Source organism: Thiolinea disciformis DSM 14473, from assembly GCF_000371925.1.
Lineage (GTDB): Bacteria > Pseudomonadota > Gammaproteobacteria > Thiotrichales > Thiotrichaceae > Thiolinea > Thiolinea disciformis.
On the sequence record NZ_AQVE01000013.1, the window covers coordinates 51,946 to 69,077 of the forward strand.

The 17,132-nt window shown below is 45.1% G+C and carries 19 protein-coding genes; 3 read left to right on the plus strand and 16 right to left on the minus strand.

The window, feature by feature from the left end; genetic code table 11:
• Positions 1 to 107: 107 nt before the first annotated feature.
• Complete coding sequence (locus tag A3IE_RS0111185; RefSeq protein ID WP_020395713.1) at positions 108 to 680, plus strand: Uma2 family endonuclease; 573 nt, start codon at positions 108 to 110, stop codon at positions 678 to 680.
• 38 nt (positions 681 to 718) lie between these two features.
• On the opposite strand, the gene A3IE_RS0111190 is transcribed toward A3IE_RS0111185, so the two are convergent.
• From A3IE_RS0111190 to A3IE_RS0111270, 16 genes are all read right to left on the minus strand, one after another.
• A complete protein-coding gene (locus A3IE_RS0111190) occupies positions 719 to 1,276 on the minus strand; it encodes a Uma2 family endonuclease (RefSeq protein WP_020395714.1) in 558 nt (185 codons plus the stop codon).
• Entirely contained in the window at positions 1,260 to 1,790 is a 531-nt protein-coding gene (locus tag A3IE_RS20480; RefSeq protein ID WP_020395715.1) for a GNAT family N-acetyltransferase, read from the minus strand. The genes A3IE_RS0111190 and A3IE_RS20480 overlap by 17 nt, the downstream gene beginning before the upstream one ends.
• A gap of 578 nt (positions 1,791 to 2,368) precedes the next feature.
• A complete protein-coding gene (locus A3IE_RS0111205) occupies positions 2,369 to 2,791 on the minus strand; it encodes a DUF4279 domain-containing protein (protein ID WP_020395717.1) in 423 nt (140 codons plus the stop codon).
• 205 nt (positions 2,792 to 2,996) lie between these two features.
• On the minus strand, positions 2,997 to 3,467 hold the full coding sequence (locus A3IE_RS0111210) for a hypothetical protein (RefSeq protein ID WP_020395718.1): 471 nt from the start codon (positions 3,465 to 3,467) through the stop codon (positions 2,997 to 2,999).
• Between the two features lie 34 nt (positions 3,468 to 3,501).
• A complete protein-coding gene (locus tag A3IE_RS0111215) occupies positions 3,502 to 3,882 on the minus strand; it encodes an ACT domain-containing protein (protein WP_020395719.1) in 381 nt (126 codons plus the stop codon).
• Positions 3,879 to 4,838, minus strand: a complete 960-nt coding sequence (locus A3IE_RS0111220) for an AraC family transcriptional regulator (protein WP_020395720.1) — start codon at positions 4,836 to 4,838, stop codon at positions 3,879 to 3,881. The genes A3IE_RS0111215 and A3IE_RS0111220 overlap by 4 nt, the downstream gene beginning before the upstream one ends.
• 10 nt (positions 4,839 to 4,848) lie before the next feature.
• Positions 4,849 to 5,637 carry an L-iditol 2-dehydrogenase gene (locus A3IE_RS0111225; RefSeq protein ID WP_020395721.1) on the minus strand — a complete coding sequence of 263 codons (789 nt, stop codon included), beginning with the start codon at positions 5,635 to 5,637 and terminating at the stop codon, positions 4,849 to 4,851.
• On the minus strand, positions 5,634 to 7,025 hold the full coding sequence (gene dalD / locus A3IE_RS0111230) for a D-arabinitol 4-dehydrogenase (protein WP_020395722.1): 1,392 nt from the start codon (positions 7,023 to 7,025) through the stop codon (positions 5,634 to 5,636). Before dalD ends, A3IE_RS0111225 begins: the two co-directional genes overlap by 4 nt.
• A complete protein-coding gene (locus A3IE_RS0111235) occupies positions 7,022 to 8,062 on the minus strand; it encodes an ABC transporter ATP-binding protein (RefSeq protein ID WP_020395723.1) in 1,041 nt (346 codons plus the stop codon). Before A3IE_RS0111235 ends, dalD begins: the two co-directional genes overlap by 4 nt.
• Before the next feature lie 15 nt (positions 8,063 to 8,077).
• Complete coding sequence (locus A3IE_RS0111240) at positions 8,078 to 8,911, minus strand: carbohydrate ABC transporter permease (protein WP_020395724.1); 834 nt, start codon at positions 8,909 to 8,911, stop codon at positions 8,078 to 8,080.
• 4 nt (positions 8,912 to 8,915) lie between these two features.
• Positions 8,916 to 9,794 (minus strand): carbohydrate ABC transporter permease, encoded by an 879-nt coding sequence (locus A3IE_RS0111245; protein ID WP_020395725.1) that lies wholly within the window; start codon positions 9,792 to 9,794, stop codon positions 8,916 to 8,918.
• A gap of 126 nt (positions 9,795 to 9,920) precedes the next feature.
• A complete protein-coding gene (locus A3IE_RS0111250) occupies positions 9,921 to 11,237 on the minus strand; it encodes an ABC transporter substrate-binding protein (protein ID WP_020395726.1) in 1,317 nt (438 codons plus the stop codon).
• A 237-nt stretch (positions 11,238 to 11,474) separates the two neighbouring features.
• Complete coding sequence (locus tag A3IE_RS0111255) at positions 11,475 to 12,851, minus strand: L-serine ammonia-lyase (protein ID WP_020395727.1); 1,377 nt, start codon at positions 12,849 to 12,851, stop codon at positions 11,475 to 11,477.
• Positions 12,852 to 12,986: 135 nt separating this feature from the next.
• Entirely contained in the window at positions 12,987 to 13,622 is a 636-nt protein-coding gene (hflD, locus tag A3IE_RS0111260) for a high frequency lysogenization protein HflD (RefSeq protein ID WP_020395728.1), read from the minus strand.
• A 31-nt stretch (positions 13,623 to 13,653) separates the two neighbouring features.
• The gene (mnmA, locus tag A3IE_RS0111265) at positions 13,654 to 14,754 is read right to left on the minus strand and encodes a tRNA 2-thiouridine(34) synthase MnmA (protein WP_020395729.1); all 1,101 of its coding nucleotides are present in this window, start codon (positions 14,752 to 14,754) and stop codon (positions 13,654 to 13,656) included.
• Entirely contained in the window at positions 14,751 to 15,200 is a 450-nt protein-coding gene (locus A3IE_RS0111270; RefSeq protein WP_020395730.1) for an NUDIX hydrolase, read from the minus strand. The genes mnmA and A3IE_RS0111270 overlap by 4 nt, the downstream gene beginning before the upstream one ends.
• A 148-nt stretch (positions 15,201 to 15,348) precedes the next feature.
• Here A3IE_RS0111270 and icd point away from each other — a divergent pair, with 148 nt between their 5' ends.
• Both icd and clpS read left to right on the plus strand, forming a co-directional pair.
• Positions 15,349 to 16,605, plus strand: a complete 1,257-nt coding sequence (icd, locus tag A3IE_RS0111275; RefSeq protein ID WP_020395731.1) for an NADP-dependent isocitrate dehydrogenase — start codon at positions 15,349 to 15,351, stop codon at positions 16,603 to 16,605.
• A gap of 169 nt (positions 16,606 to 16,774) precedes the next feature.
• Positions 16,775 to 17,128, plus strand: coding sequence for an ATP-dependent Clp protease adapter ClpS (gene clpS / locus A3IE_RS0111280; protein ID WP_020395732.1), 354 nt, complete (start codon positions 16,775 to 16,777; stop codon positions 17,126 to 17,128).
• Positions 17,129 to 17,132 lie beyond the last annotated feature (4 nt).

Sequence of the window (17,132 nt, forward strand, 5' to 3'; positions counted from 1 at the left end):
GCAAACTAAATCAATTTACCATCTACCACTTATGCTCAATAATCATACGCCACCTCCCTCAGTACCACAAACGCCTGTATAGTCTAGTTATCCCTATGGAGGTAACTATGCAAGCCATTAAAAACCAAGTGAGTCGCGAAGACTATCTAAAACTTGAAGACATTAGCACTGAAAAACACGAGTTCTATCAAGGGCAAGTGTTTGCGATGGCAGGTGGGACTTTTCAACATGCGCGTATTGGGTTAAACGTTACTACGGAACTTGCTGTACGCTTACGTGCTAAGCCCTGCCAGCCGATGAATAGTGATATGCGTATTGTTACCCCGTCAGGACTCAACACTTATCCTGATGCTTCCGTGTATTGTGGTAAACCAGAACTGACTGATAATAATAAAACCCTGCTTAATCCGGTATTGATTATTGAGGTTTTGTCACCCAGCACACGTAGTTATGATCGGGGTGATAAATTTCATCATTACCGTTCTATTCCCAGTTTGCGGGATTATTTGCTGATTGATTCTGAAACGATCTTAGTTGAACACTATCAACGAAAGGGAACTTATGAATGGAATTTGCATGAATATCGCCAATTGACTGATGTTTTAAGCTTAGTGTCGATTGAGCAGCAATTAACGGTTTCTGTGTTTTATGAAGGTGTTGAATTGTTAATATCTAGGTAAGGCTAGGCGCTTGGTTTAAAAATGAAAAAGCAGCCCATTTATGGTAATAAAAACTCATATAACTCATTCACTGCCATCGTTAAACCGACAGACTCCAGCGTAAAACTTTGCCCTGTGACGAAATACTCCGCTTTCCATTCATTACGTTTGCGATAGATTTCCACCAGTGCCGTATCTTGTGAACACAACACATATTCTTGTAAAGAATCTAATAAGCGATAAGCCACTAGCTTCTCATAGCGATCAATGCGTGCAGTGCTCTCTGAAAGTACTTCAATAATCAAACAGGGCGCGGTATTGAAATAGCGATTAGTTTCTTCTGCGCAGGTTACATGCACATCAGGATAGTAAAAATGCTGCTCGCTCGCCGTTTGAATCCCAACTTTCATATCGCCTTGAAAGACTTCACAACCACTGCCGCGCAAATGAGTATCCAAACTGGTGGTTAAGTTACGGGTAAGACGATTATGGTTGCGACTCGCCCCCGCCATTGCATAAACCTGACCATTCACATACTCATACTTCACTGCATCATCAGTATGATCATTTTCGCCTAAAAGGTAAGCGTCAGGGGATGTTCTATATGGTTCTTTCATACTCACTTCTCAATATCGAGTATATGTAGGTATCGAGAAACTGGCCTCGTACAAAAATAGAACCCCTAAGCACACCTTCTTTTGTGTAACCACATTTTATAGCTACTTTTTCCGATGCTTTATGTTCTGTTGGCATACAAATTTGGATGCGGTTAATCAGGTAGTTTTCAAATAAATACTGCGTAAGAATACTAACGGCTTCTGTAGCAATACCTTTCTTTCTACTCTCTTGTGAGAATACAGAAAATCCCAATTCACGTGCCGATGAATAATGGGCAGTTAAAAAATGGCTAATGACCCCTAAGATATTATTTTCTTGGTTGACTATGACAAACATTTCATTATTTTCAGTGGAAAATGAATTTAACTCAAATTCCCGCTTAAGGCTTGCTGGAGATTTTAAAAGGGATCGAGCATGTTCACCTTTTAACTCTGAAGTATTGATGAGTTCAATAAGCTGCTCAAGCTCAAATGCGCGTACATGGCGAAGTGAAATTTCTTTACCTTTGATCAAATCTGACCTCTTGATTTTATAAAATTTGAGTTAGGGCGTCTTGAGGTTTGCAAGTTGTTTGACTGCCATAGAAGTCAAAAACTCAATGATTTCATACTCAGCCAATGTGCTCTTGATTGAAATGAGCATTCAGGAGGATGCTTTCGATCTCTGCTTTTGTCTTCGACTTACAAAGAATGACCCCTCCAATTTCCACTAGAACGCCACCCGACCTTTTTGGTTGAGCGCTTTCACCCACCGTTCATTGACACTAAGCAAAGGCTCCTTTTCATCATCGATGTACTCATCGAGAGCTTGCTGCTCTGCTGGGGATAGGCTAAGAACTTTTGAGATGCAACCGCAACTGACAAGTTGCCCTAGGCAAAAAGGACAACGCTCCTTAGTACAGAAAGTTTCATGCAATTCGCCTTGCGAGCAGCCACAGTCATTACATGTGTTCGACATAGTTCCTCACTCCGAAAACCTAACGTAAAGCTAAGGGGCGACCTGTCACATACATTTAGCAAAGGCACTGAAGCCGGAAAAATAACAAGCTTTCAAAACCATCACGATAAGGCGCGTCCTGCTTGAGCGTAATGTTAGATATGGTGGTCATAATCATCCACATAGTAAAAATCAAGAGCGAATGCCAAACCAAGTTGAGCTGCTTGTCGAACTTGTTCTCGGTTGAAGTGCACACCATGCCCACTTGCTGGGAAATATCCAACACACTGGAGAGTCAGATCATACTCAACCCAGAGTAGACGGAGAGCCTCGGCTTTAAGAGACAAGTATAGAAATAAATTTTGAACATGCATCTCAAGTGGCTGCTTATCATTCAATCCGCTACTCAAGCGCCAACTCATGAACTTATAGGGTTTGCCATTTTGCGGATTTATGTCACCTACGTTCCAAGCCTCGGAGGGTTTTGTCCTCATAATTTCGGTAACTTGCTCATGCGTTCCTGGACCGGAAATGTGAAAGTAAGCGTATTCGCGCTTAGTAAGTGGTGGTGATGTCATAAATAACCTCTAATAGTCTATTAAGCGGAATTTCGGTATAACATATTCTCCTAGAGGTGGTGCATTAGATGTGTTGAAATTTACAGAACTTGCTACTTCCAAGCTTTTGCATAGTAAGATTCGGAAGGTAATAGACGAAAAGCATTTCAACTTATTAAATGCACTATCAGTACTATTTAGTTCATTTGTTGTGATCGGTCACGTATTAGCGCACCGTGAACGACCAATAAACTATCCCTTTGGGCAAATAATTGTAACCCCTATTTGTTGCCAGCAAAGGAAAACCCGTCTCTTTAAACGCGATCAATTTGGTGATGCTTTTTTTTTGATCCCCGTCAATGCCTGAGTCAAGGTGCAATGCAGAAGTACCCCAGATGAAATGTACAGTTTCCACAAGTCGATCTCGTGGCACGAGCATACGGACATAGGATTTTTCAATGTAAGGCTTTTCATCAGAGGGTTTGTAAAGTTCGATCTCATAGAAGTCACGTACTGTAGGCGTGAGGCCAATCAAATGACACCAATCAGGTCCATGAGTACCTCCGGTAATTAGGGCATGAGCGGCAAGCTCGTCTATCTTAGTTGCCGTCATATGATTTGCAACAGATGCCCGAAACGACAGCCGCGCTAGTTCTTTAGCCTCGTCAAAAGTTCTACGGAAATACTGATGTTTCATGTTCACCTAACGTTATTTTATAGCAACGTTGAGATCAGTTCGGAAATTGATAGCCAGCATGTTCCAAGGCTGATTTCGCAGCCTCAAGATTATTGGCCTTCACCAAAATATAATCGGTATCAAAGGTCGAAATGGCGAAAATGCTAATGTTTGTCTCTGCTAACACCTTGGAAATAGCGGCTAAAACGCCTGTTAAAGAAAAATCTAAAGGCCCTAAGACTTTGATACATGACCACGAGGTTTCGGTTTTATCCGCTGCTAATGGCACATCTGCGGGACAGACAATCGATAATTCATCTGAGCTACGACTAATGCTATAAAAACTACTGCTTAGTACCGCTGGTGGAATGGGCGTTGTTGGCTTAAAGCGGTGGACGGAAAATGCGGGTTCGAGAATGCTGAGATTGAGCGTCATAGTGCTTGCAAATGTTGTGACAAATTACTTTTAGTTAAACGGATTTCACTTTGGCGGCGGAATTCGCTGGGCGTCATGCCCTTTAGTTCCATAAAGCGGCGATTGAAATTGGCGATATTATTGAAACCAACATTATAGCAAATCGTACTGACATATTGATCGGTTTCCATTAGCAATTGGCAGGCACGATTGATACGTAGACGATTGACGAAATCGGTGAACGTATTACCAGTCGCACGGCGAAAGGAGCGTGACAAGCGACTTTCGGTCATGCCTAATTGCTTTGCGATATCAGCAAGGCTGAACGGCGTGGAGTAATTGGCGCTTAGAAAATCGACGACGCTGCTAATTTGTTGCAAAGAAGCATCATCATCAAAGCTTTGCAATTGCACGCTAGATAATAAGCGGTAGTCATTGTGCTGGGATAATTCAGCGATTAATTCCAGAAAAGCTGCGAAGCGTTGTAAACCACAGTTTTGCTTGATGTAAAGCATGTGTTGGTGTGCACGCTCACTTAAACCCATAAATTCAATGCCGTGGCGTGCACGCTCCAAGAGTGGCAGAGCTTCGCGCAGCTCAGGCAACAACTCACTGGCTTTGCGTAAAGGTTCATCAGGGAATTGCAACACCATATCACGTACTGCAACCCCTGATTCCGGTAAATTGGTTGAGATCCAATTGTGGGGAAGGCGCGGGCCGGTGAGCACTAAATGCCCCGGCTCAAAGCGCCCAATATAATCACCAACGAATACTTTTCCGCTGGTTTCGACGATGAGATGCAGCTCATATTCTTCATGATAATGCCAACGAATCAAAGGGTTGGGAGCACCATGCTCTAGGCAACGAATATACCCATAAGTACCTTCTGGCTCATAACCTAAAACGGGATCGCGCTGAAAATCATATTCCAATTCAGGACTACGGGGGTTGTTAGGTTGTCGTGCTAAGCGTCCCATCTGGCCTCCCCTAGGACATTACATTGCCACCATCAACATTGAGGGTTTGAGCTGTAATATACGCTGATTCATCACTCGCAAGAAATACCGCTGCGCCAGCTATATCTTTGGGATTACCCATGCGTCCCAAGGGTACTGCTTTGCCCACAGCGATTTTCTTTTCACCCAATGGCAAACCTTCATAACGTGCAAATAAGCTATCGACATGCGCCCACATCGGCGTATCAATCACCCCAGGGGAAATTGCATTGACGCGAATTTGATGCGGTGCCATGGCTAAGGCAGCGGATTGGGTATAACTAATCACCGCTGCTTTAGAAGCACAATAATGAGAAACCAGCGATTCGCCACGGCGACCGGCTTGAGAGGCTAGATTAATAATACTGCCGGTTTTGCCTGCGTCGACTAAGCCTTGTAGTACGGCTTGCATGGTAAAAAACATACCTTTTACATTCACGGCAAACAGTTTGTCATACATCGCTTCATTGGATTCCAATAAGGGCGCCATGTCGAAAATGGCGGCATTATTGAACAGCACATCTATCGTGCCATGTGCTTTATTGGTTTGTTGTACAAAGTCTCTTACTTGTGTGACGGAAGTGACATTCAATGCAGTGTAATGCAATTGTTGTGGAAAGCGTTGTTGCAAAGCAGCCAGTTCTGCACTGGCTTGTGCCGTCAAATCGACTGCACTGCAGCATGCTCCTTCTTGTAAATAAGCTTCGGTGACAGCAAGTCCTATGCCGCCATTTGCGCCCGTAATGAGCGCATGTCTGCCAGTTAAACGTAGTGCGTTCATGCTTTGTTACTCATAAAGTCGTGGATACGTTGGGTCGCTTTCTGTAAGGCGGCCACTAAACGCTCATCGCCTGCCACCGTGCCAAATAGCAAGCGCTCATTGGCAAAGGTGGCGATGGGATCAGCAGCGCTACAAATAGCTTGTGCTACGGCAGTTGGCATGGCCTGATCTTCGTACTGAAATGAAATTTCACCGCGTTGTTGGCGTTTTAAAAATGCTAGGAATAGGGCAGGTAGCATAGCGACCGAATCAATACTGCGATTCGCAGCCAAGGATTCACGGATGGTGGGTTGAATAAAGCCGGGGATTTTAGAGAAACCATCCATGGCAACGCGCTGATTCGTATCTTTGACGTTTGGATTGCCGAAGCGATCCAAGACCACATCACGGTATCTCGGTAAATCAACAGGACTAGGCTGATCAGGCTTATTTAGGCAAGGAATCGTATCATTGGTGACATAGTCATAGGCCATCTGACGAATGTCTGGATCGTGCGTACCTTCGTGAATATACGTATAGCCGCGCAAGGTGCCAGCCCATGCAATACAACTGTGGGTCGCATTGAGGAGCCGAATCTTGGCTTCTTCATAAGGCATGACATCCGGCACCATTTCCACGCCGACCTTTTCCCATGCAGGGCGACCCGCAATGAAATGATCTTCCACCACCCATTGAATAAATGATTCACCCATCAGGGCAGCAGGATCGTCTCGGCCAGTGGCTTCCAATACCCGCGCGCGTACATCCGGCGTAGGGCGCGGGGTAATACGATCCACCATAGAATTGGGGGCGTTGGTGTTTTGGTTTACCCAAGCCAATAAATCAGTGGCGCCACGTTTTTCTAAAAATTGCTGAAAGCCGTGATAAAAGCGCTCACCATTACTGCGTAGGTTATCGCAGTTCATTAAGCTTACCGCACCTGCATTATTCGCTTTACGCGCTGTCAAAAGCTTCGCTAAAGCGCCATAAATCGTGCTATGTGCTCCGGCGATGTCATGACGCAAATCGGCAAAGCTTTCATCCAACTGATGATGCGCATCAAGATAATAACCCGCCTCAGTCACCGTGAAAGAAATAATGCGTGTATGGGGATCAGCCGCTACCTTGCTCAAACCGTGCAACTGATCATCCCAAGTAATGACTTGCTTAATCGCAGTGATCCACTGGTAGTTGCGCTCACCTTCAGGCGAGACAGTTTCCAAGGTATAAGCACCGTTTTGCTCTTGTAAAGCGCTGATAGTGTCGAGCATATCAGGACGAATATTGCCACCGATAATTTGCCACGATTTATCACCTTGGTCATGCAAAGCTTGCATATACACGGCTTGATGGGCGCGATGGAAAGAGCCTAAACCAAGGTGTAATTGGGTGTAAACAGGGGTGATCATGCTGCCGCTCCCGCTACTTTAGTAATGGAGATAATCGATTTGCCATTCGCATCAAAGTAATGCAGATGCTGAGGATCAAACTGTATGCCCACTGCATCGCCTACTTGGTGGGTAGTACGCTCATATTGGCGCACAATCAACAGGGTATTATTACCGAGATTGACGTGAACGAGGGTTTCGTTACCTAAGGCTTCAATGAGTTCGATAGTGCCGCGCAGTTTGCCCAGCTGAGGATCATGGGTAAGAACTAAATGCTCGGGACGTATACCCACTTCATCGGCATTACCGGTTTGTGAAAATTGGTTGGCAGGTAGCACATTCATCTGTGGCATACCGATAAATTGGGCAACAAAGCGATTGGCCGGACTATCGTATAGCTCTAAGGGTGTCCCCACTTGCTCAATCATACCGTCACGTAACACCACTACGCGATCTGCCAAGGTCATGGCTTCCACTTGATCGTGGGTGACATAAATCGTGGTTGCACCCAATTCGCGATGCAATTTAGCGATTTCTACCCGAGTTTGTCCGCGCAACGCCGCATCTAGGTTGGATAAAGGTTCATCGAATAAGAATACCTTGGGTTGACGTACAATCGCGCGTCCAATAGCCACCCGTTGCCGTTGACCACCGGATAAGGCTTTGGGAGTGCGTTGTAAATAAGCCGTTAAATTGAGCTTTTCCGCCGCTTTGCTGACCTTCTCTTTAATCACCTCAGGTGCGACTTTCGCCAAGCGCAAAGCAAAGGACATATTTTCTTCCACGGTCATATGCGGATAGAGTGCATAGGACTGGAACACCATGGCGAGATCACGCTGTGATGAAGGTGCGTCGGTGATGTCTTTGCCATCTAACATTAGTTTGCCACCATTAATGGTTTCCAAGCCCGCAATCATGCGTAGTAGGGTCGATTTACCACAGCCAGAAGGGCCGACGAAAACAATGAACTCACCTTTCTCAATCGCCAAGTCGACACCTTTGATGGCACGGAGTTTGCCGTAAAATTTCTCGACGCCTTTTAATGCTAAAAATGCCATAACGTATTCCTTCCTTTATTTCACTGCGCCAAAGGTCAAGCCTTGTACTAACTGCTTTTGGCTGAACCAACCGAACACAATAATCGGGGCAATGGCCATTAATGAAGCAGCGGATAATTTTGCCCAGAACAAGCCTTCGGGGCTGGAGTAAGAAGCGACTAAGGTGGCTAAAGTACCTGCATTGGCAGAGCCTAAATTGAGTGCCCAGAAGGCCTCATTCCACGCTAATACCAAGCACAATAAGCCGGTGGACGCTAATCCGCCCATACCCAGTGGCAATAAGACATAACGGAATTCATCCCATAACCCCGCACCATCCATGCGTGAGGCTTCCAGAATCTCGTGCGGAATATCTTTGAAGTGGGAGTAGAGCATCCAGACCATGATGGGTAAATTGCTCATGGTGAACACCACAATGAGGGAAAATTTAGTGTCTAATAAGCCAGCGGTTTTTGCCATGACATAGATTGGCGCTAAGGCACCAACAGCAGGCATCATTTTGGTGGAGAGCATCCACATTAAGATGTCTTTAGTACGCTTGGTGGGGCTAAATGCCATGCTATAAGCGGCTGGTGCAGCGATCAGTAGACCTAGGATGGTGGAGACCACACTGGTCACTACCGAGTTCCAAACATAATGCAGATAGTTGCTGCGTGCTTGTACTTCCACGAAGTTTTCTAAGGTTGGGGTAAACACCCATAGGGAGGGCACTGCGATGGCTTGACCTTCCGTTTTGAAAGCGGTGACGGCTAAAAATAATAAGGGAAAGAATAAGAGTAAGGCGACTGACCATGCGGCAATAGTACGAATGATCAGGGTAGTAGGTTTTGAATTGGGGGAGGATTGCATAGTCTTAGTCCAAGTTTTTACCGATCATACGAATCAAAAATACCGCAACGATATTGGCGAGAACGACCGCTAGTAATGCGCCCGCAGAGGCAACACCAAAGTCAAAATTGAGTAGGGCTTGCTTGTAGATTAAGAACGCTAAGTTAGTGCTAGCATTACCCGGTCCGCCATTAGTGGTCGTGACAATTTCCGCAAACACACTTAATAAGAAGATCACTTCGATCATGATCACCACAGAAATCGAGCGTGCCATATGAGGCATATAGAGATACCAAAGCTTTTGGAAATAGGTCGCCCCATCCATACCCGCAGCCTCAAGTTGTTCGCGATCCATGGATTGCAAAGCGGTCATGAAAATCAAACAAGCAAAGGGTAACCATTGCCAACTCACCATAATAATGATGGAGAGCAGTGGATAGTCGGTGAGCCAATCAATCGGTTGTAAGCCAAAGAAAGTCCAGACTTGTGCCAGCCAGCCGTAAACTGGATTCATCATCATGTGTTTCCACATCAATGCATTCACCGTTGGCATCACGAAGAAGGGAGAAATCAACAGAATGCGCACCAATCCTTGTCCGGGAAAAGGATCATTGATGAGAAGCGCAATGGCTAAGCCAAACACCACGGTAATCACTACTACACTGCCAAGTAATAGGAGGGTATTCCAAATGGATGGCCAGAAGTCGGGGTCAGTTAAAAAATAGCTGTAATTCTCTAATCCTACAAAGCCTGCTTGGTCAGGCTGCATGAGGTTGTAGCGCATTACAGAAAAATAAATGGTCATCACCAGCGGAACAATCATCCACAGAAACAAGCTCAGCACTGCGGGCGACATTAATAAGCGGGGTAACGACCGAGAACCTGCACGTGTATGTTCAGCCATAACGATACCTGTCTGTGGTGTTAGCGATATAAGAAAGACCGCCACTGGGGAATAACCAGCAGACAGTGGCGGTACAGATTGGGGTAAACCTAGTGTGTGTTTACCCCACTTGGAGGAACTGACCTGTTACTTGTAGTAACCCGCTTTACGCATTTCACGATCCGCTGCTTCTTGGCTCTTTTTCAAAGCCTCTTCAACACTTTCTTTGCCCGCTAATGCAGAACTCATTTGTTGGCCGACCGTAACACCAATCGCTTGGAACTCCGGAATAGCAGCAAATTGCACACCCGTATAAGGCGATTTTTCCAAGGTAGAATCGGTTGGATTGGCACTCTTAATGGCCGCTAACTCAGCATCCGCAAATTTCGCCGCCGCTTTAAAATCAGGATTTTCATAGGTTGACTGGCGTGTACCAGTAGGCACATTACCCCAGCCCACTTCTTTACCGACCAAATTCACATAGTCTGTTGAGGTTGCCCATTGAATAAACTTTTGGGCTTCGGCTGCTTTTTTGGAGGACTCCGGAATGGCTAATGACCATGCCCATAACCAGTTCGCACCCTTAGGTGTTTTGGCGGTCGGTGCTTGGGCAAAAGCCACTTTGTCGGCCACTTTACTTTGCTTAGGATCCGAGATGAAAGAGGCTGCAATGGTGGCATCTACCCACATGCCGCATTTGCCTTCATTGTAGAGTGCTAGAATTTCATTGAAACTATTGTTAGCAGAGCCGGGTGGGCCATATTTGGTCAGCAAATCAACATAGAAAGTAATGGCATCTTTCCACGCTTGGCTTTCTAATTGGGGTTTCCACTCCATATTAAACCACTGACCACCATAGGTATTCACCAAGGTGCTCAAAAAAGCCATATTATCGCCCCAGCCCGGTTTACCACGTAAGCAAATACCGTATACACCTTTGTCTGGGTTATGAATTTTGGCAGCCACTTGCGCGACATGATCCCACGTTGGATTATTGGGCATTTCCATACCCGCTTCTTTGACTAAATCAGCGCGATACATCAGCATCGAACTCTCGCCATAGAAAGGTGCTGCATATAACTTGCCATCCGCAGACAGGCCATCGCGAATCGCCGGTAATAAATCGTCTACCTTATAGCTGTCGTCAAATTTTAATTCTTTCAGCCAGCCCTTTTTGCCCCAAATCGGCGTTTCATACATCCCAATAGTCATAATGTCGAATTGGCCGCCTTTCGTGGCAACATCTGTTGTCACGCGTTGGCGTAATACACCTTCTTCAAGGGTAACCCATTTGAGTTTAATGTCTGGATTGGCTTCTTCGAAATGCTTGCTGAGTTTTTGCATTTCGATCATGTGGCCGTTGTTGACGGTAGCGATGACTAATTCGGTAGCGGCTTGAACAGAAACAGCACTGGCTAATAATAAACTTGCAGATAAAGCTAGAAAAATACGATTAGGTTTCATTGAGTTCTCCTCCAAAATTGAACGAATGCCTGCGGTCAATCAATAAGACAAGGAGAGGCCTAATACTTTGTTGTTGTAGTTGTCTCTACATCTCCTCATCTCTAACAATAGAGTAGCACTATATTTTTGTAAGGAGTGGTACGGATTCATTTAGATACGATACTTATTTGCGTGAATGTCTTAAAAAGTGTGTATTGCGTGCATAAAAAGATTAGGAGTGCCCTATTTCATTCAGCTTCAGCACTCAATAACATTCACCGCCAAGCCACCACGCGCTGTTTCTTTGTATTTACTTTTCATATCCAATCCGGTTTCACGCATGGTTTTAATCACTTTATCCAAGGAAACATAGTGCGAGCCATCCCCTCGTAGCGCCATGCGTGCAGCATTGATGGCTTTTACCGCACCCATGGCATTGCGTTCAATGCAGGGTACTTGCACTAAACCACCAATAGGATCACAGGTGAGTCCTAAATTATGCTCCATGCCAATTTCGGCAGCATTTTCTACCTGTGCCGGTGTACCGCCTAATACTTCGGTTAAAGCACCTGCCGCCATGGAGCAAGCAGCACCCACTTCGCCTTGACAACCCACTTCAGCGCCTGAAATGGAAGCATTTTCTTTATAAAGCATGGCAATAGCGCCTGCAGTAAGCAAGAAACGCACGATGCCATCGTCATTGGAACCTTTAACAAAATTTTTGTAGTAATGTAAAACTGCTGGAATAACACCGGCAGCGCCATTGGTTGGGGCGGTGACTACACGTCCCCCTGCAGCGTTTTCTTCATTGACGGCTAATGCAAACAGATTTACCCAATCCATCGTGCCCAAAGGCGCATCATGCAAATTGTTATCATGTTGGAGTTGACGATAGAGTAGGGCAGCGCGACGTTTAACCTTTAAACCACCGGGTAAAATGCCTTCGGTACGACAGCCACGCGCCACACAATCCTGCATGACCTGCCAAATCCATAATAAGCCATTACGCGTTTCTGCCTCAGTGCGCCATACTAGCTCGTTTTGTAACATGAGATGGCTAATAGAAAAGCCAGTCTGGGCACAGAGACTTAATAATTGATTGCCTGTTTTAAAAGAATAAGGCAGGGGTGTTGTATCCGCGCCAATGGGTTGTGCGGCATCTTGATCGGGATTTACCACAAAACCACCGCCCACGGAATAATAAGTACTTTGCTTTAACAGCACTTGATGGGTGGAAGTAGCGCTCAGCATTAAAGCATTAGCATGATAAGGGAGGGTTTTGCGGCGGTTAAAGATGAGTTGTTGTTCGGGGTTGAAATGGATCAGGTATTTGCCATTCAAGCGTAATTGTTGATGTTGGCGAATGGCCTGTACGCGTTCGGCTATGGTATCGACGGGAATAGTTTCAGGATCAGAACCTTCCAAACCCAGTAATACTGCTTTATCTGTGCCATGCCCTTTTCCGGTAGCGCCCAGCGAGCCATACAATTCCACTCGAACTTGATCAACTTGATTGATTAAACCTTCTTTTTGTAGTGCTTCAACAAAATAACATGCTGCACGCATGGGGCCGACGGTATGCGAGCTGGATGGGCCTATACCGATTTTAAAAACATCGAAAACGCTTAATGCCATCTGTGGTACTCCTCCCGCTTGTTTTAAGCAAGCGTAGCAGATTGTGTAACCGCATAATGAGTAAAATTAAGCTTTTTTCAGTATGAGCACTATTTTTAAGCAACCTTTAGCAGGAGCAGTAAGGCGGTTGGCTGTTTAGGCTTTTAAGAGTTGGCGTGCTTCATTTTGCATGGTGCCGCGCGAAAATAATAAGCGCCAACGATTGCCACCGGCTTGGCGCCACAATAAAGCAGCCCGAATTCCACCTAATAAAAACACACGAATTTTGGCGGCATTATCGGTATTAGCGAGATGCTGCTGATCGCCTTTTATAATAATACGCGGGCCAAGTTTGCTAATGGTTTGGGTATAAAGCTCAGCCAAGCGTGCAATCATATTGGGATGATCAAGACTAAAAAATTCCAACTGCTGTTGCGCCATTTCAATACCTTGCAATAAGGCACGAAACATAGCAGGGTCTTGTTGTAGTTTTTTCTCTAAGTATAAAATATTGACAGCATAGCGAGTGGTATCCATATTTTTCGGTTTGCCATCCGGCATCAAAGTACCTGTACCAAGTTGATGCAATAAAATACCTAAGCCGGTTTTTAGGTCGGTCACACTGCCATATAAATCTTCAATAGTATCAGCATGTTCAGTGAGCAAACTATGCATACAGCTTTTCATTAATGCCGCATCAGATTGCCCACGGCTAGCGATTTGATTGACACCTTCAATGCATTGAAATAACGCGGCTAAAGCAAGGGTTCGGTTTCGCGTATTCGCTTCCATAATCCATCCAAATAAAAAAACTGACTTCTAATCAGTAACACTCAGTCTTCATGCTATCGATAATAGCGCCACCTAAGCAAATTTCCCCTTGATAAAACACAATCGACTGACCTGGGGTAATGGCACGCTGTGGCTCAGTAAAGCAAACTTGTGCCGTATTATTAGCGTGAACCACTACTTGGCAGCGTTGCTCTTGTTGGCGATAGCGAATTTTAGCGCTACAGCTAAAGTTTTTGTCAGGTGGGCGCCCAGCAACCCAATGTAATTGTGAAGCTTGGAGTTGGTGCTTGAGTAAATAATCATTTTCATGCCCTTGAGCCACCACTAATTGGTTGTTTTCTAGGTCTTTATCCACCACAAACCAAGGCAACTCTTGCGCTTGTTTCAAGCCACCAATGCCTAAACCTTGGCGCTGACCCAGCGTATAATACATTAAACCATGATGCTGCCCGATAATTTTGCCTTCTACCGTTACTATATCCCCCAATTGGGCAGGTAAATAACGTTGTAAGAAATCTTTAAAGCGACGCTCACCAATAAAACAAATACCCGTACTATCTTTTTTGCGCGCGGTAGTAAAGCCTGCCTTTTCCGCAATCGCACGAACTTCGGTTTTAGGTAAATGGCCTATTGGAAATAAGCTGGAGCGCAGTTGATTTTGTTGTAGTGTATATAAAAAATAGGTTTGATCTTTATTGTCGTCCACACCCTTGAGCATCAGGACTGTGCCGTCGTCTTGGGTCTGTACCCGCGCATAATGACCTGTGGCAATATAATCAGCACCCCATTCCAACGCTAAATCCAAAAAGGCTTTAAACTTTATTTCTTTATTGCACAAAATGTCAGGATTAGGCGTGCGTCCCGCGCGGTATTCTTCTAAAAAATAAGTGAAAACGCGATCCCAATATTCGCTTGCGAAATTCATGGTGTGCAAACGGATACCTAATTGATCGGCTACTGCTTGCGCATCAGCTAAATCTACACTGGCGGAACAATATTCTGGAGTATCGTCCTCCTCCCAATTTTTCATGAACAAGCCTTCGACCTGATAGCCTTGCTCTAAGAGCAATAAGGCTGCCACGGACGAGTCCACACCACCCGAAAGCCCTACCATAACGCGCTGAGGACTCATCGCATAAATACCAAGCAATCTAGCGGGTAATGTTTACCGCTATAATACAAATCCAGCGCTTGGAACACTAAATCACTGCGTGGACTCAAACGTGGATGGTTACGTAATTCTTCCGGTGTTAACCAATGCGTAGCAATAATATCGGGGTCGATGGTGTAATTGGGTTCTTTGCCGAGCAACTTACCGGTGAACGTGAAGCGTAAATACACCCGCTGCGGGTCAGGGTGATCCAGCAAGAGTGCCCCCAAAAAGGCAGTGGGCTCGAAATGGTAGCCGGTTTCTTCCAAGGTTTCGCGAATCACTGCATCCACTAAACTTTCACCATGTTCGACATGCCCAGCCGGTTGATTAATGACTTGCTGACCACGGATAAATTCTTCTACAAATAAAAAGCGTCCATCTTGCTCAATGACGCTAGCCACCACGACATGAGGTTTCCAAACCATAGTAATGCGCCTTGCAGTAATAAAATGAATATTTTAGCGCTTCATCGCAGTTCATCACAGTGAAATGCTGCACCTTTATCTTGAGAGTGTTTATAATCGCCAACTTACGCGCTCGGGAGAAGCGAATTTCTAATACGGAGTTATAACAATGTATCAACACATCAAAGTGCCTAGCAAGGGCGAAAAAATTACCACCAAGGCCGATTTTTCACTAAACGTTCCGGATCAACCTATTATTCCTTTCATCGAAGGCGATGGCATCGGCGCGGATATTACGCCGGTTATGATCAAGGTTATTGATACGGCCGTGGCTAAAGCGTATGGCGGCAAGCGTCAAATCCAGTGGATGGAAATCTATGCGGGCGAAAAAGCCAATACCGTGTATGGTGAAGACGTCTGGTTGCCCGACGAAACCGTAAAAGCAGTGAAAGAATTTGTGGTATCGATCAAAGGCCCATTAACCACACCCGTTGGTGGTGGTATTCGTTCTCTGAATGTGAAATTACGCCAAGATTTAGACTTATACGTCTGTTTGCGTCCCGTGCGTTATTACACTGGCACACCTAGCCCTGTGCGCCATCCTGAAAAAACCAATATGGTGATTTTCCGTGAAAACTCGGAAGACATTTATGCGGGGATTGAATGGGCTGCTGGCTCACCGGAAGCGAAAAAAGTCATTGATTTCTTATTGAGTGAAATGAAAGTCACCAAAATTCGTTTCCCAGAAACTTCCGGCATTGGTATTAAGCCAGTTTCCTCTGAAGGTACCAAGCGCTTAGTACGTAAAGCGATTCAGTACACGATTGATAATGATTTGCCATCGATGACGATTGTGCATAAAGGCAATATTATGAAGTTCACCGAAGGTGGCTTTAAAAACTGGGGTTATGAGGTTGCAAAAGAAGAGTTTGGCGCTAAAGAAATTAAAGGTGGCCCTTGGTGCTCTTTTAAAAACCCAAATACGGGTCGTGAAATTATTGTCAAAGACGTCATCGCAGATAATTTCTTACAGCAAATTTTATTGCGTCCTGAGGATTATTCGGTCGTTGCGACCTTAAACCTGAATGGTGATTATGTTTCTGATGCCCTAGCCGCACAAGTTGGCGGTATTGGTATTGCACCTGGTGCAAATATGTCTGACACCATTGCGATGTTTGAAGCGACTCATGGTACAGCACCTACTTTTGCCAATATGGATAAAGTGAACCCTAGCTCCATTATCTTGTCTGCTGAAATGATGTTGCGTCATATGGGTTGGGTGGAAGCGGCCGACTTAGTAGTGAAAGGTGTTGAAGGGGCGATTGCTTCAGGTCGGGTTACGTTTGATTTTGCTAATTTAATAGAGACGGCTGAGGAGATTAGTTGTTCAGCGTTCGGTGATAATATTATCGAGCATATGGCTTAACTACCCCTCTAATAAGTCCTTATTTCCCTATGGTTTTTGCTAAAATCATAGGGAAAACCAGCCTCTTTATTTTTTCGTTACTATCCCCATATACACAACATCCTCAAAATGAGCGAGAGATAGTGACAGGGCAAATTGTTTGAGTTAACTATTCGTCCTAGAGTGAACTATGATTGATTTCAAGGCAGTTTTAATGGCAGGCAAAGAGAAGCAAGGCTCCCCTGGGCAAGAATCTGGTGTAGCGGTAGAGGAAGCCCGTCCGGAGGTGAAGGAACCTGCGCGTTTTAAAGTTATACTTTTAAACGATGATTTCACCCCAATGGAGTTTGTGATTGATGTTCTGCAGGAGTTTTTCCGCATGGATCACGAAAATGCTACAAGGGTGATGTTGCATGTCCATACTAAGGGACGAGGTGTTTGTGGCGTCTTTACGCGTGATGTAGCTGAAACTAAAGTAGCTCAAGTCAATCGTTATGCTCGTGAACACCAACATCCGCTGCTTTGCACGATGGAAGAGGCATAGGTAG